The sequence below is a fragment of the Nocardia tenerifensis NBRC 101015 genome (assembly GCF_000308715.1).
Lineage (GTDB): Bacteria > Actinomycetota > Actinomycetes > Mycobacteriales > Mycobacteriaceae > Nocardia > Nocardia tenerifensis.
This window is the reverse complement of record NZ_BAGH01000177.1, coordinates 40,014-53,365: the sequence shown is the minus strand read 5'-3', so window position 1 is coordinate 53,365 and position 13,352 is coordinate 40,014. Positions and strand designations below refer to the sequence as shown.

Here is a 13,352-nt window from a genome sequence, read left to right as displayed (position 1 = left end):
AGGTGATGGTTCGGTGGCCGGACCCGGAGCTAGCCGTGCGCCTGATACTGCGACAGTCTGCTGATAGCCCGGGGGCCAATAACTTTGGTCGCAGGATTATCACGAGGGGAACGATTCGACATGGGCAATCTCAATGGTGACTCGACGGTCACCGGTGTGCCGGCGGTCGCGGGAGCACATAAGGCCGATGGCATCGGCGTGCACGGAACCAGCAGCACGGGGTTCGGCGTCCGCGGTGACGGTGAAGGTCCGGGCGCCGCAGTGGTCGGGGTCAACAACTCCGCTACGCCCGGTAATGGCGGCTGGTTCGAAAGCGCTGAGGGCGAGGGTGTCCGCGGCTGGTCGAAGAACCCGAATCATGGTGGCGTAGTCGGGGTCAACACCGGCGGCGGCAACGGTGGCTTCTTCGAAAGCGCCGAGGGCGAGGGTGTCCGCGGCTGGTCGAAGAACCCCAACCACGGCGCGGTCGTGGGCGTCAACACCGGCGGTGGCGATGCCGGCAACTTCCAGGGGAACGTCTACGTCACCGGTAATATCACGGTCCGGGGCGACTTACTGCTCGAGGGCGCGGATTACGCGGAAGCACTGAGCACGACCGATGCCGCGGTCGAGGCCGGTCTGGTGGTGGTGCTCGGCGCGGACGGCGAAGTCCACCCCTGTACAAGCGATTACGACACCGCGGTGGCGGGCATCGTCTCCGGCGCCGGCGGGGTGAAGCCGGCCATTGTGCTCGACCGCCACGACAACAGCGCCCATGTCGCGTTGATGGGCAAGGTATGGTGCGCGGCCGACGCCGACATGGCGCCGATCCGCCCCGGTGACCTGCTCACCACCTCGGCGACCTCCGGTCATTGCCGCAGGGTCACCGAGCCCGAGCGCGCGTTCGGTGCGGTGATCGGCAAAGCCCTCACATCGTTGAGCAGCGGCCAAGGCTACGTCCGTGTCCTGGTCAGCCCGCGCTGACGCTCTCGGCCAGCCGATTTGCTAGAACGGGAGCGCAGCAGATGTTGAGTGCCAGAACTTTCCTGAGGAGTCATCGCCTCGGTGGTCGGCTTCGCCAGCCGATGCACCAGGCCCATCAGCCGAGCCTTCGCAACTGGTTGCGGACCGACGCCGCGGCAGCCACAGTTCCGTGGATCGGTAACTCGATGACCACGTTGTTCCAGAACGGGCCACTCGGCGTAAGAACCACCATCGTCGTTGTCGGTGATGGATTCGGGCCCAGGGATCAGCAAGCCTACAACCAGGCAGTCGACAGACTGCTGACCAACGGGGTATTCGCCCGTGATTTTTTCGCGGCCAACAGACCCTCGTTCAACCTGCTGCGGATCAATCTGGAGTCGGTCGATTCCGGCGTCGGTACCAGGACCTACAACGCCAACGGCACTGTGAATCAAGTCAATCGCAATACCGCTCTCGGGGCGTTCTACAACGGTGATTGGGCCCATAGTTGGCTCGAAGACGGGGCCGAGACCGCAGCACGGCTAGCTCGCGCCGTCTCGACCTGGGTCGACGAGCATCACCTTGTGGTGGTGCTACTGAACAATCCGGGGGTCGGCGGGCGCGGTGGCAGAGGCCGAGCGACGCTAGCGGTGGGTGAAACATGGGACACAGTCGCCCACGAGTTCGGCCATGCTCTGGGCGGCCTCGGCGACGAATACCACCGACGCGACAACTGGTTCACCCGCCAAGACGAACCCAATGAACCGAATCTGACGATAAACATCAACCGCGCCACCCTCAAATGGGCGGCCGACATCCACGCGACCACCCCGATCCCCACCGGTGGTGATGACTACAAATTTCCCAAACCATCATGGTGGAATGACACCAGGGACGTCGGGCTTTTCGAAGGCGGCGGAGGCGACTTCGCCCGCGGAATATTCCGGCCGGTCGTCAACTGCCGGATGCGCAGCAATGTGCCCGCATTCTGCCCGGTGTGTGAGCGCGCGATGGCGACACACCTCGTTCCACGCCGTCAGATCGCGGCGGTGAGCGAGAGCGGGCACGAGAGGACCGAACCCGCGGTGGAAGCAGGCGAGAACGACAGTTACCTCAGATTGCTGGTCCGCATGCAGCACGGCGAACTGACCATCGTCGAAGCACACGAGGTCGACGGGCCACTGAGGCAGCTCGACACCATCAGCGCCGGATACGCGCACGAACTGTTCTTGGGAGACCGCCGAATATCGGTCGGCTCGCATCCCGACGTCGGTGTGGACCGGTCTTTCAGCACGATCGGCCCCGAGGGCCCTCGCCCGCATCGGATCGAGCAGCCCGACGCCTTCGACTTCGTCGTACGCGTACCCACAGCGGATCTGCGCGGCACCGACTCCCCTCACCTGACTCTCAACCTCATCTCGGTCAACGCACCCTTCACCATCGCCGCCGACAACGCATTCCTCCCCGACAGCCCACCCCTGGACGCCTCACTGATTGCCACCACATACACCCTGGCGGCAGCCGATCTACCGGAGTCGTTGCGTCGGATCATCGAGACCGAGTAATCGACACGTCGACCACGCCAAGAACGTCAGAGGTCGATGTCCGGAGTTCCATTCAGCGCTGATCTGCGAATACCGCTGTGGCTGAACAGGGCTCGTGATCGTCGGCGATCTGGGCCGACAGTTCGCCGATCGTGCCTCACAGCGCGTCAGCAGGTGAGTCGCCATCTCGGTGGTCGCGATCATTGGGGGCCGGCCGCAGCGTGGTCGGCGGAACCACGACATGGGGTTCTGCGTTTCGTTGCCGGGCGAAGTCAGGACGGGAAGCGACGGGCCCAGGGCTCATGTTCTATTCGGGCGGTGTTGATTACGGTACTGAGGAGGCGGTACCAGCCGGTGGTGGTGATCAGTTCCAGTATTTGGTCGTCAAGGTAGCGGGGGCTCAGTTCGGCCCATAGGGTGTCGGAAATTGTTGCGGTGTCGTAGATTTCGTCGGCCAAGCGGAGGACAGCGGTGTCGGCGGGGGTCCAGGCGGGGTCGGCGGGGTCGCCGATGGCCGTCGCATCGATCTGGGCGGCGGTGAGGCCGACCTCGGGCGCCTGGAGGACGGCGTGAATGCCCCATTCGTACTCGGCGTTCGCGCGGGCGCAGGTGCGGAGGATGACGATCTCGCGGTCGCGGGGTGGGACGTGGCCATGGCCGAGCAGGCCCGCGCCGAGGGGCAGCATGCGGCTGAAAAGGTCGGCGTGGATTGCGAGGGTGCGGAACAAGGCCAGCGGTTCGATGGCCGAGTCGCGCGGCATCCACTTGCGCAGCTGCGTCTCGATTTCCGGAGCATACGGCGGATTCAGCGGCGGGATGCGCGGGACAAGGTTGGTGTCGATCACGGTGTTTCCTCGTGCTTTCAGCAAATGGCGAGGTACTCTTGCTTCGGAAATAAGAGCAAGGACGGTGACGATGGTAGCTTCGGAATCCGAAGCAAACAAGACCCCGGCGATCGGTGGCCCGGTGCGCGGTTCGCGGACCGGCCGCCCGATCATGGTGCTGCTGGACCTGCTGGGCAGGCGGTGGGCGCTGCGGGTGCTCTGGGAGTTGCGCGACGGACGCGCGGTGACGTTCCGGGAGTTGCAGAAGCTGTGCGGCGGCGTGTCCGCCAGCGTGCTCAACGATCGGCTGCGCGAACTGCGTGAGGCGGGGGTGATCGCCGCGGACCCGACCGGCTATCAGCTCAGCGCGGACGGCCTCGACCTCGTCGCGGCGCTCGCACCGCTACAGGTGTGGGTGCAGCGCTGGTCCGACTGACGCCGCGTTACTTGGGCGGCGTACCGATCGTGCGCACTTTCTGCCCCTCCCAACGGAATTGGACCTGGGTGACGGTGCCGTCGGTGCAGGCGTTGCAACTGCCCGGCGTCTTGTAGGTCAACCCGACCGTGTCGTCGGTGGTGCGGTCGACGTCCAGCGAGGTGAATCCGTGCGCCTCCGGCGTCGCGGTGCCGATATAGGAACCCTTGTGGAACAGCAGGGCCTGATTCGGCGAACTCCCCGTCGCCCCCTGCACCGTGATGATCACCGTAGACAGGGTCGCGCACGGATCGAAGTTGCCCTCGAACCCCCGCGGATCGGTCGACCACGCCGCGTGCGTGACCGGCTCGGCGGGCAGCGCCGCGACCGCGGACTGGATCACCGGCGCGGTCAGGTCGACGCCGCACGCGGTCGGCACCCCAGACGTGGTCGCGGCCGCGCTGTGGGCGTGGGTCGGCGTAGACCCGCCGTCGTCGGCGCACCCGGCGACCGCCACGACGAGTCCGGCGCACAGCACCAACGCGGGTCGAGCTATTCGCACCACGAGAGTCCTCTTCAGGTCCGCCGACAGGATCGAACTCGGACCAGAGTAGGCCCTGTGTCGAAGCCCGGCGCCGAAGGGGACTTCGACGCGAAACTCAGGCGGTGGGCGCGGGCGACGGCGCGTTGGCCGCCGCGAGGTACTCGATGACCCGGTGCAGGTCCGGATACAGCCGGTGCGCCAGCCGCCGGGACTCCTCGGTCGGCTGCACGAGATCGGGGACGAGGATGCAGCGCAGGCCGGCGGCGCAGGCGGCGCGCAGACCGTTGGTCGAATCCTCCAGGGCGAGTGTCGTTTCCGCCTCACCCCCGAGTGCGGCCATCGCCTTCAGGTACGGCTCCGGATCGGGTTTGCCCTTGGTCACGTCCTGGCGCGTCACGACCGCGTCGAAACGACCGGCGAGGCCGGCCAGCTCGAGATGGTGGTCGGCGCGTTCCCGCGACGACGAGGTGGCGATCGCCTTGGGCACGCCCTGCGCGTCCAGCGCGTCGAGCAGCGCCACCGCGCCCGGCTTGGTCGCCAGCCTGCCGCCGTCGACGAGCCGGCGCAGATGTTCGTCGTGCAGGTCGAAGTACTCGTCGAGCGGGAAGCCCCGGCCGTAGGCGGCCGCGGCGAGGGTGCGGCACCGGTCGGCGGGCACGCCGATCATGCTGCGGCAGAAATCGATCGGCATCTCGTACCCGAGTTCGGCCCCGGCACTGACCAACGACTCCATGGCCAGGCTCTCCGAGTCGATCAGCAGCCCGTCCATGTCGAAAACGACCGCGCGAACCGGACTCTCGGCGTTCATCCGTTGCTCCTCTCCGACCGCGGTGCGAGCCTGCGCCGGACCGCGGCCTCCACCCCGTCGCGGGCGATCTCGGCCAGGGCGTCGCCGACCTGCCGCTGTACGTCCGCCAACCGGGGTAGCGTGCCGAAAATATCGGTGCGCTGCAAGAACGCCTGCGCACAGCGGTGCGGGTCGGCGTCGACCAGGACCGCGAGCGAGTCCTCCCTCGGGTCGATCAACTCCATCACCGCGCCGGGCTCACGGCTCGCGGTGAACCAGCGGATCCACGCGGCGATCAGCAGGGTCGCGCCGGGCGTGGGCCGCCCCGCCGCGATATTGTCGCGCAGCGCGTCGACCACCCTGGGCATCATCTTGTCCGAGCCGTTGCGGCCGATGCGCGTCATGCACTGCGCGATAGCGGGATTGCGGAACCGGCGCATCAAATCGTCCACGGTCCTGTGCAATTCGGGTTTCGCCAGCGCGAGCGTCGGCCCCTGTTCGTCGAGCATGAACTGCCTGGCGAGCGCGGCGAGCGCCGGGCTGGCCGTCGCCTCGGCGATGGTGCGGTGGCCGGCGACCCCGCCGAGATAGGCGAGCAGCATGTGCGTTCCGTTGAGCAACCGCAGCTTCGCCAGCTCGTAATCCCTGACGTTGGAGACGAATTGGGCGCCGCCGAGCTCCCACTGCGGGCGCTCGCCGTCGAAATCCTCGATCGTCCAGGTCATGAACGGCTCGGCCGAGACCGGCGCGAGGTCCTCGATGCCGCCCAGCCAGTTGCGGGCCACCGCGGCGTCGGTGGGCGCGGTCGGCTGCACGATGCGGTCGACCACGCTGTTGGGGAACTGCACGTGCCTGGCGATCCACTCGGCGAGGTGGTCGTCGCGCAGCAGCGCGAAGTCCATCACGGCGCGGCGCAGGGTGCTGCCGTTCGCGCAGAGGTTGTCGCAGCTGATGATCACCGGCGGTGTGCCGCCTCGCCGCCGGACCAGCTCCAGGCCCTGTGTGAGCATGCCGATCGGCGTGATCGGCCGGGTCGGCGATCGGACGTCGTGGCGGAGGCCGGGGCAGTCGGCCTCCAACCGGCCGGTGACCGGCGAGACGCAGTAGCCGCTCGCGGTGACGGTGAGCGTGACGATCTCGACCCGCGGATCCGCGATCCGCCGCGGCACGCCGACCAGGTCCGACGGCGCGTGCACGGCCTCGGTGATCGAGCCGACCACCTCCACGCGCGCCCGTCCGTCCTCGTGCAGCAGCGTCGTATAGAGGTGGTCCTGCGCGCGCAGCGCGTCGACCACGGTCGGGCGGTTGATCGCGACGGCGGTGATGCCCCAGCGCGGGTCGCCGGTCTCGTTCATCGCGTGCTGGGTGGCCAGGGCCTGGTGCGCCCGGTGGAACGAGCCGCAACCGAGATGCAGAATGCCCGCGCGCAGACCACCCGGGGCAAACTCCGGCCTGGCGACCGAGGCCGGCAGCCGGGTGAGCATGTCGGCCGAGAGGCGCGGTACCACCGCGCCGGGTATCCGAGACATCGATTCGATGCGAGATTTCTTCGCCGTAATCAGCGGCACACGCATGTGCGGCCTCCGTTGGGGGTATGCGAGAGGGAGCGATACGGAACGCCTCATCAGCATTGACTGAGCGCCGTTTCAAAACGGTAGGTGAGCATTGCCGAGATTTCGACGGCTAAACGCTGGTGGACCAACTGAAGGCACGTTGCAGCAGGTCAGAAGCCATATTGCAAATATTCCGTAAAGGCGCACTTCAGGACGTGAGAATCGTTGACGGCCGCCGGAAATGCCCGACGCATAAATACATGCTCGTGACGTCCATCACGCGCGGACATCTCCGATTTGCCCGATAGGAAACACTTTAAAGACTGCTCTAAGATTTGCCGATCAATTGCCGATTCTCGAGGGGGAAATACAGCGTGAACCAGGCCAGGGCAGGTCGACCGTACGCCAGAGGCGTTGAGGCATAATCACTTCTGATCGGAAGCAACAACGCACTGGCCAGAGCCGATAGCAACCATCCCGCATCGACAACGACCACAGCCGAAGTTGCTTCACGGTTGCCGAACTCCCCCGGCACCCATCGGCTAGCGTCGAGACATGACCTTGGACGTCGCTGTAGTCGGATACGGGTTGGCCGGGTCGGTCTTCCACGCCCCCTTGATCGCCGCCGAGCCGCGCATGCGGGTCGCGGCCGTGGTCACCTCCTCGGACGAGCGCGCGGCACAGGCCGAACGCGAGCACCCCGGCGTGCGGGTCGTCGCCTCCGCCGACGAGCTCTTCGCCGACCCCACCGGGATCGACCTCGCGGTCATCGCGACGCCCAACCGCACGCACGCCGCACTGGCCGCGCAGGCCCTCGACGCGGGCCTGCCGGTGGTCGTCGACAAGCCGTTCGCCGTGACGGCCGCCGACGCCGCGGACGTGGTCGCGCGCGCCGAGCGGGCGGGCCTGGCATTGACGGTGTTCCAGAACCGCCGCTGGGACGCCGACTTCCGCACCGTGCGCGCCCTCACCGAGGCGGGCAGGCTGGGCGCGGTGCGGCGCTTCGAGTCCCGGTTCGAGCGCTGGCGTCCGGTGCCGAAGGGCGGCTGGCGGGAACTGGGCGACGCCGCCGACGGCGCGGGCCTGCTGTTCGACCTCGGCAGCCACCTCGTCGACCAGGCGACGACCCTGTTCGGACCGGTGAAATCGGTGTACTGCGAACTGGATCGGCGACGCGAGGGTGTGCGCAGCGACGACGACGCGTTCCTGGCCCTCACGCACGACTCGGGCGTGCGCTCCCACCTCTGGATGAGTGCCGTTGCGCCGCAACTCGGCCCACGATTCCGGGTGCTCGGCACGGAGGCGGCCTACGTCACCCACGGCCTCGACCCGCAGGAGGCCGCGCTGCGCGAGGGCCGCCGACCGGACGACGGCAAGCCTTGGGGCACAGTCGAATCCGAGCACTGGGGCACCATCGGCGCCGAGCCCGACGTACAACCGACACCGACCCTCGCGGGCGACTATCCCGCCTTCTATGCCCAACTGGCCGCCGCCCTGCTCGACGGCGGTGCGGTCCCGGTCGACCCCCGCGACGCCGTCGCCACGCTGCGCGTGCTCGAGGCCGCGCGCCGCTCGGCCGCCGACGGTCAGGTCGTCGCGGTGTGATCCGACGCCGACCTCCGCGATAAGACTGGCGACCCACGCCGGAGATCGATAACGTCGTCCCTCGGCGCCCGCGGTGTGTGCGCGGGCCGTTCGGCGGAGAGGAGAACCCGGCGTGGGTTCCACGATTTTCGCGGTGTTCCTGCCGCTGGCCCTGGCCCTGGTGATGTTCGGGCTCGGATTGACCTTGGCCGTGGACGATTTCGCCCGCGTGCTGCGCTACCCGAAGGCCGCGGTGATCGCGCTGCTGTGCCAGATGGTGCTGCTGCCCGCGGTCTGCCTCGGGCTGATCTACCTGTTCCGGCTCGAGGGAGCCCTCGCCGTCGGCATGCTCCTGCTCGCCGCGTCGCCCGGCGGGCCGTCGGCAAACCTGTTCAGCCACATCGCCGGTGGCAATGTGGCGTTGAATATCACGCTCACCGCGATCAATTCGGTGCTCGCGGTGTTCACCATGCCGCTGATCGTCGCGTTCGCCTACAGCCGGTTCATGGACGCCGACGGGTCGTTCGGGCTGCGGCCGGACAAGTTCGCGCAGGTGTTCGCGATCGTGCTGGTGCCGGTCGCGATCGGCATGGTGGTGCACCGCCGGTACACCGGGTGGGCCGAGCGGATGCGCGGCAACGTCAAGATCCTCTCGATCGTGGTGCTCGCGCTGGTCGTCCTCGCGGCCGTGGCGAAGAACTTCGAGACGCTCACCGAGAACATCGGCAAGCTCGCCTCGCTCAGCCTGCTGTTCGCCGTGATCAGCCTGGCCGTCGGCTATTTCGTGCCACGGCTGCTCAGCATCGACGCCGACCAGGCGATCGCCTCGGCCATGGAGATCGGCATCCACAACGGCGCGATCGCCATCGCCGTCGCGGGTTCGGTGCTGCACAACAACGCGATGGCCGTGCCCGGCGCGGTCTACGGGGTGCTCATGAACATCCCGGCGGCCATCGCGGCCTACCTGCTGGCCAGGTATGTGCGGCAAGAACATTCGACGCCGAGCCCAGCCCCCAACTGACCCGACACCGTCTATCGCGGCAGGTGCCCTTCGCAGTTCGACACTCGAGGGGAGCCAACATCCCACGATGCGTCGGCAGGCAGTGCACCAACCCGCTCCTCGACGCCGAGCAGAGTCATAAGGTCGCTAACTGATCTTCCTGGGCAACCATATGACTCTGCTCGTCGACGTCGAGCCTGCCGGGAGCTGGGGCGCGCGAGGTCACACCGGGATTGTGGGGGGGAGGGCGTGCCCGGCTCGCTTACTCGGTGGGTCAGCCGGATACCCGTGGGCCGCAAGATGGTTCGCAACAATGCAGATCGCATCGCCGCCCAACCGTTCCTCGCGTCGCCGCCAGGTGTTCCTCGCGTCGGCGTATCGCACTCGTCGCCGGCGCGCTCGTGCTGTGCCTCGTGATAGCGGTCGCCGCCTTCATCATCACTCAGCAGTTCACCGGTTCAGGCGGGGCCGGCGGTCCCGCAGCCGCACTGCCGAAGGCGTTCGTCGGCGAGTGGAAAGGGGTTGCCCAGGACAAGCTGGCGGGTTACGACATCGTGCTGACGCTGCGCGGGCTCGGTGGGCGAGGAGCTCGGAAGTTCGTCCAACACGGGCAAACTGGTCGGCCTGACATGTGGCCGGGCGGAGACCCTGACGGCTGCCGCGGGGGACGAACTCACCCGCACGGCCCGGCTCACCGAGGACGCGGACGGCCGCAACGACAACGGTTCGACCACACACCTCGCGCTCCCGTCACCCCCACGGAACCGCTCCGCGATGCTGTTGAAACCCAACGGCACCCTCGCCTACCGCGCCCGCAGCGTCATCGGCGACATGACCGGAATCCCCACGAAAACCTCGTAACCCGCTTGCGCTACAAGGTAGCTGAGGAAGTGGCAGACTGCGAAACATGGGCGACGCTTCGGGCAGCATGTCACCACCAACCATTACCTGCGCGGGTCGCGTGCGCGCGCAGGCCGAGGCGCATCAGCGGGCGGGGCGCCTCGCCGCCGCGCTCGCCGAGGCGGGCGTGCGGCCGGGCGATCGCGTAGCGATGATGATCCGCAACGACATCGAGTTCCTCGAGGTGTCCCTCGCCGTCGCCGTCTGCGGTGCGAACTCGGTGCCGATCGCCACCCATTGGCGGGCGTCCGAGGTGGCGCACGTGCTCGCCGACAGCGGCGCGCGCCTGGTCATCGCGCACACCGAGTTCATCGAGACCGTCGAACAGGCTGTGCCGCACGAGGATACGACCATCCTCGAGATCACCATGCCCGCCGAGCTGCTCGCCGAGACCGGCCTGGACGCGACGCTGGCCGAGCCGACCGGCAGGCACGCGACCCTGGAACAGTGGATCGAGGCCCACCCGGCGCCGCTCGGCCGCATCGAGGCCTCGCGCGACGACTCGACCGGGTTGATCTACACCTCCGGCACCACCGGCCGCCCCAAAGCCGTTCTGCGCGAGAAGATGACGCCGCACCAGTGGCTGTCGGTCGCGGGCGGCGCGGCCAGGCGGCTCGGGCTCACCCCGCGCGGGCAGGCGGTGATTCCCGGCCCGCTCTATCACGCGAGCCCGAACGGAATCGCCACGCTCGCACTGCGAGTCGGCACTCACCTCACGATCATGCCGCGCTGGGACGCCGAACAATTCCTGCGCATCGTCGACGAGCGCGCGATCAACCAGGCCAAGGTGGTGCCCACCATGCTGTCGCGGCTGCTCTCGCTGCCCGAGGACGTGCGCGCTCGCTACGACGTCTCCAGCCTCACCCACCTCATCCACTCCTCCGCGCCGTGCCCGCCCGCCGTGAAGCGGGCCGCCATCGACTGGTTCGGCGACGCGCTGATCGAGTATTACGGCTGCGCCGAGGCGGGCACCATCACCTGGATCCGCGCCGAGGAGTGGCTCGCGCACCCCGGCAGCGTCGGCCGCCCGACGGACGGCGCGGCCGTGCTCATCGCCGACGACGCGGGCGACCCGCTGCCCGCGGGGCAGACCGGTCAGGTGCTGGTGCGCGGTGCCGACTACTGGCCGAAGTGCCGCTATCTGCACGACACCGGCGAACCCGACTGTGCCATACCGGGTTTCCTCGCCACGGGCGATCGCGGCTACCTCGACGAGGAGGGCTACCTCTATCTGACCGGCCGGACCAGCGAGGTCATCGTCTCCGGCGGCGTGCACGTCTACCCCGCCGAGATCGAGAACGCGATCATGGCGCTGGGCGGCGTCGAGGACGTCGCGGTGTTCGGCGTCGCGCACCCCGGCGATCTCGGCGAAGCCGTTGCCGCCCACATTCTTCCGCGGCCGGGCGCGAAACTCACCGAGGACGGTGTCCGCGCGGGCCTCGCCGCGCAGCTCGCCGCGCACAAGGTGCCGAGGGTGCTGCGGATCGTGGCCGAACTGCCCCGCGACGAGGCAGGCAAGATCCACAAACGCCGGCTGCGCGCGCGGATGTCCGACGCCGGATAAGGTGCGGCGGTGGACAGAGCCGAATGGGTCGAGCGTGGCGCCTCCATCGCCGACCGCCTGACGACAACCCAGACCCAGCCGCCGTGGTGGTTGGTGGCCGGCGCGGGCGTGGTCGCGCTCGTGCTGGTCGGATACACGCCCCTCTGGCGCTACACCCGCAATATCGTCACCATCGCGCACGAGGGCGGGCACGCGCTGGTCGCCCTGCTCACCGGGCGCAGGCTGAACAGTATCCGATTGCACTCGGACACTTCGGGTCTCACCGTGTCGAGCGGAAAACCCTACGGCCTCGGCATGATTCTCACGACGATGGCCGGATATCCCGGACCGCCGCTGCTGGGACTGGGTTTCGCCGCGCTGCTCGGCGCGAGCCGGATCACGCTCATGCTCTGGGTCGCCATCGCGCTGCTGGCCGCGGTGCTGATCATGACGCGCAACGTCTACGGCATGCTGACCGTATTCGCGCTCGGCGCCACGGTTTTCGCGGTGTCCTGGTTCGGCACCGACACGCTCCAGGCCGGCTTCGCCTATCTCGGCGCGTGGTTCCTGCTGCTGGCCGGGGCGCGGCCGGTGATCGAGTTGCAGCGCGGCCGCTCGCGTCAGCTGCGCAGCCGCTATCAGGAGGACGTCGCGTCCGACGCCGACCAGCTCGCCCGGCTCACCCACCTGCCCGGCCTGCTGTGGGTCGGGCTGTTCGGGGCGATCGCGGTCGCCTCGCTGGTCGTCGGCGCGGGTTTGCTGATCTCCGATATCTCCGGAGTCTGCCTGGCCACCCTGTCCGGAGGAACATGCGCACCCTGAGCAATATCATTCGTGTCGCCGTCGTCTCGGCGCTGGTTCTCGGCTACGCCACGCTGTTCGGCGCGGGCCCGGCGGCCGCCGACTCCGCTTGTGGCACACCGTTATCGGATACCGAGGTGGCCTCCCTCGTCGCGCTCTCGGACACCACCGCCCTCGCCGGATCATCCGCGCAGCGACTGGAGCAAGCCGTCGAGCGGCATCGGCAGCTCACCCGGATCCTGGTCGAGCATCGGGACCTGCGCGGCGTCTTCGCGCTCGGGCTCGACGCCGTCGAGCAGGCCGCTGTGATGCCGCTGCAGCGCGACCCCGCCGCGTTCGCCGATCCGGAGTTCGCACACCGCATCAGCCTCGAACTGCTGTCGCGGTTCCTGCGCAACGTGCACGCCGAATTCACCGGCGCGCCAACGGATCCGCAGTGGGCCAACTACTTCGAGCTCACCCGCCACTGCGACCTCTCCCCCGCCCGCATCGCGATGGCGGGGTACAACGCCCACCTGACGGTCGACCTGTCCTACGCGGTGGCGGCCATCGGTAGCACGCCGTCGAACGCCGCCGACTATTTCAAGATCGTCGACGCGATCGCGCAGCACGGTTCGCTCATCATCGAGGCCACCAAGGACGTCTACCACGGTGACCTCGGCCCGCTGTGGCGCTTCTACTTCGTCGGCGAGGGGCTGGACCTGGTCTTCGGCCAGGGCGTGGCCACGCCGCAGCTGCTGCGTCTGGCCGACGTGGGGGCCAATGTGGTGATCTTCGGCAACGGCCTCGCATTGGCCGACCCCGCGCTCGCGCCCGCGACGACGGCCGAGATCGACGCGCTGTGGCGCAGCGCGGACGTCGCCTTCGAGGTGCTCACCCGACTCGGTGCGCTCTAGCAGGTTTAGCTTCGCGGTT

At 68.2% G+C, this 13,352-nt stretch carries 13 protein-coding genes; 9 read left to right on the top strand and 4 right to left on the bottom strand.

Annotated elements, in window-relative coordinates:
* The first annotated feature begins 156 nt into the window (after positions 1–156).
* Entirely contained in the window at positions 157–963 is an 807-nt protein-coding gene (locus ON39_RS14370) for a hypothetical protein (RefSeq protein WP_157195468.1), read from the top strand.
* Between the two features lie 185 nt (positions 964–1,148).
* Entirely contained in the window at positions 1,149–2,507 is a 1,359-nt protein-coding gene (locus ON39_RS14365) for a M64 family metallopeptidase (protein ID WP_157195467.1), read from the top strand.
* A 251-nt stretch (positions 2,508–2,758) separates the two neighbouring features.
* Here ON39_RS14365 and ON39_RS14360 read toward each other — a convergent pair whose 3' ends face one another.
* Positions 2,759–3,331: a carboxymuconolactone decarboxylase family protein gene (locus ON39_RS14360; RefSeq protein ID WP_246003110.1), complete on the bottom strand. Its 573-nt coding sequence runs from the start codon at positions 3,329–3,331 to the stop codon at positions 2,759–2,761.
* A 70-nt stretch (positions 3,332–3,401) separates the two neighbouring features.
* Here ON39_RS14360 and ON39_RS14355 point away from each other — a divergent pair, with 70 nt between their 5' ends.
* Positions 3,402–3,746 carry a winged helix-turn-helix transcriptional regulator gene (locus tag ON39_RS14355; RefSeq protein ID WP_040734460.1) on the top strand — a complete coding sequence of 115 codons (345 nt, stop codon included), beginning with the start codon at positions 3,402–3,404 and terminating at the stop codon, positions 3,744–3,746.
* A 7-nt stretch (positions 3,747–3,753) separates the two neighbouring features.
* Here the strand turns inward: ON39_RS14355 and ON39_RS48775 are convergent, their stop codons facing one another.
* From ON39_RS48775 to ON39_RS14340, 3 genes are all read right to left on the bottom strand, one after another.
* Positions 3,754–4,287 carry an LppP/LprE family lipoprotein gene (locus ON39_RS48775; RefSeq protein ID WP_157195466.1) on the bottom strand — a complete coding sequence of 178 codons (534 nt, stop codon included), beginning with the start codon at positions 4,285–4,287 and terminating at the stop codon, positions 3,754–3,756.
* 97 nt (positions 4,288–4,384) lie between these two features.
* Positions 4,385–5,077, bottom strand: coding sequence for an HAD family hydrolase (locus ON39_RS14345; RefSeq protein ID WP_040734458.1), 693 nt, complete (start codon positions 5,075–5,077; stop codon positions 4,385–4,387).
* On the bottom strand, positions 5,074–6,585 hold the full coding sequence (locus ON39_RS14340) for a mannitol dehydrogenase family protein (RefSeq protein WP_040734530.1): 1,512 nt from the start codon (positions 6,583–6,585) through the stop codon (positions 5,074–5,076). The genes ON39_RS14345 and ON39_RS14340 overlap by 4 nt, the downstream gene beginning before the upstream one ends.
* Before the next feature lie 579 nt (positions 6,586–7,164).
* Here ON39_RS14340 and ON39_RS14335 point away from each other — a divergent pair.
* From ON39_RS14335 to ON39_RS14310, 6 genes are all read left to right on the top strand, one after another.
* Complete coding sequence (locus tag ON39_RS14335; RefSeq protein WP_040734457.1) at positions 7,165–8,214, top strand: Gfo/Idh/MocA family protein; 1,050 nt, start codon at positions 7,165–7,167, stop codon at positions 8,212–8,214.
* Positions 8,215–8,326: 112 nt separating this feature from the next.
* Positions 8,327–9,214, top strand: coding sequence for a bile acid:sodium symporter family protein (locus ON39_RS14330; RefSeq protein WP_040734456.1), 888 nt, complete (start codon positions 8,327–8,329; stop codon positions 9,212–9,214).
* A 555-nt stretch (positions 9,215–9,769) separates the two neighbouring features.
* A complete protein-coding gene (locus ON39_RS14325; protein WP_040734455.1) occupies positions 9,770–10,054 on the top strand; it encodes a hypothetical protein in 285 nt (94 codons plus the stop codon).
* Positions 10,055–10,100: 46 nt separating this feature from the next.
* Entirely contained in the window at positions 10,101–11,657 is a 1,557-nt protein-coding gene (locus ON39_RS14320; protein WP_246003109.1) for an AMP-binding protein, read from the top strand.
* 9 nt (positions 11,658–11,666) lie between these two features.
* A complete protein-coding gene (locus tag ON39_RS14315) occupies positions 11,667–12,458 on the top strand; it encodes a M50 family metallopeptidase (RefSeq protein WP_040734453.1) in 792 nt (263 codons plus the stop codon).
* Entirely contained in the window at positions 12,446–13,333 is an 888-nt protein-coding gene (locus ON39_RS14310) for a DUF5995 family protein (protein WP_083894438.1), read from the top strand. The genes ON39_RS14315 and ON39_RS14310 overlap by 13 nt, the downstream gene beginning before the upstream one ends.
* Positions 13,334–13,352: the final 19 nt, after the last annotated feature.

Bases quoted from the DNA above. Each gene is read 5' to 3' on its own strand.
- ON39_RS14345 (WP_040734458.1), bottom strand. From the start codon at position 5,077: ATGAACGCCGAGAGTCCGGTTCGCGCGGTCGTTTTCGACATGGACGGG.
- ON39_RS14365 (WP_157195467.1), top strand. From the start codon at position 1,149: ATGACCACGTTGTTCCAGAACGGGCCACTCGGCGTAAGAACCACCATC.
- ON39_RS14355 (WP_040734460.1), top strand. From the start codon at position 3,402: ATGGTAGCTTCGGAATCCGAAGCAAACAAGACCCCGGCGATCGGTGGC.
- ON39_RS14320 (WP_246003109.1), top strand. From the start codon at position 10,101: ATGGGCGACGCTTCGGGCAGCATGTCACCACCAACCATTACCTGCGCG.
- ON39_RS14310 (WP_083894438.1), top strand. From the start codon at position 12,446: ATGCGCACCCTGAGCAATATCATTCGTGTCGCCGTCGTCTCGGCGCTG.
- ON39_RS14340 (WP_040734530.1), bottom strand. From the start codon at position 6,585: ATGTCTCGGATACCCGGCGCGGTGGTACCGCGCCTCTCGGCCGACATG.
- ON39_RS14335 (WP_040734457.1), top strand. From the start codon at position 7,165: ATGACCTTGGACGTCGCTGTAGTCGGATACGGGTTGGCCGGGTCGGTC.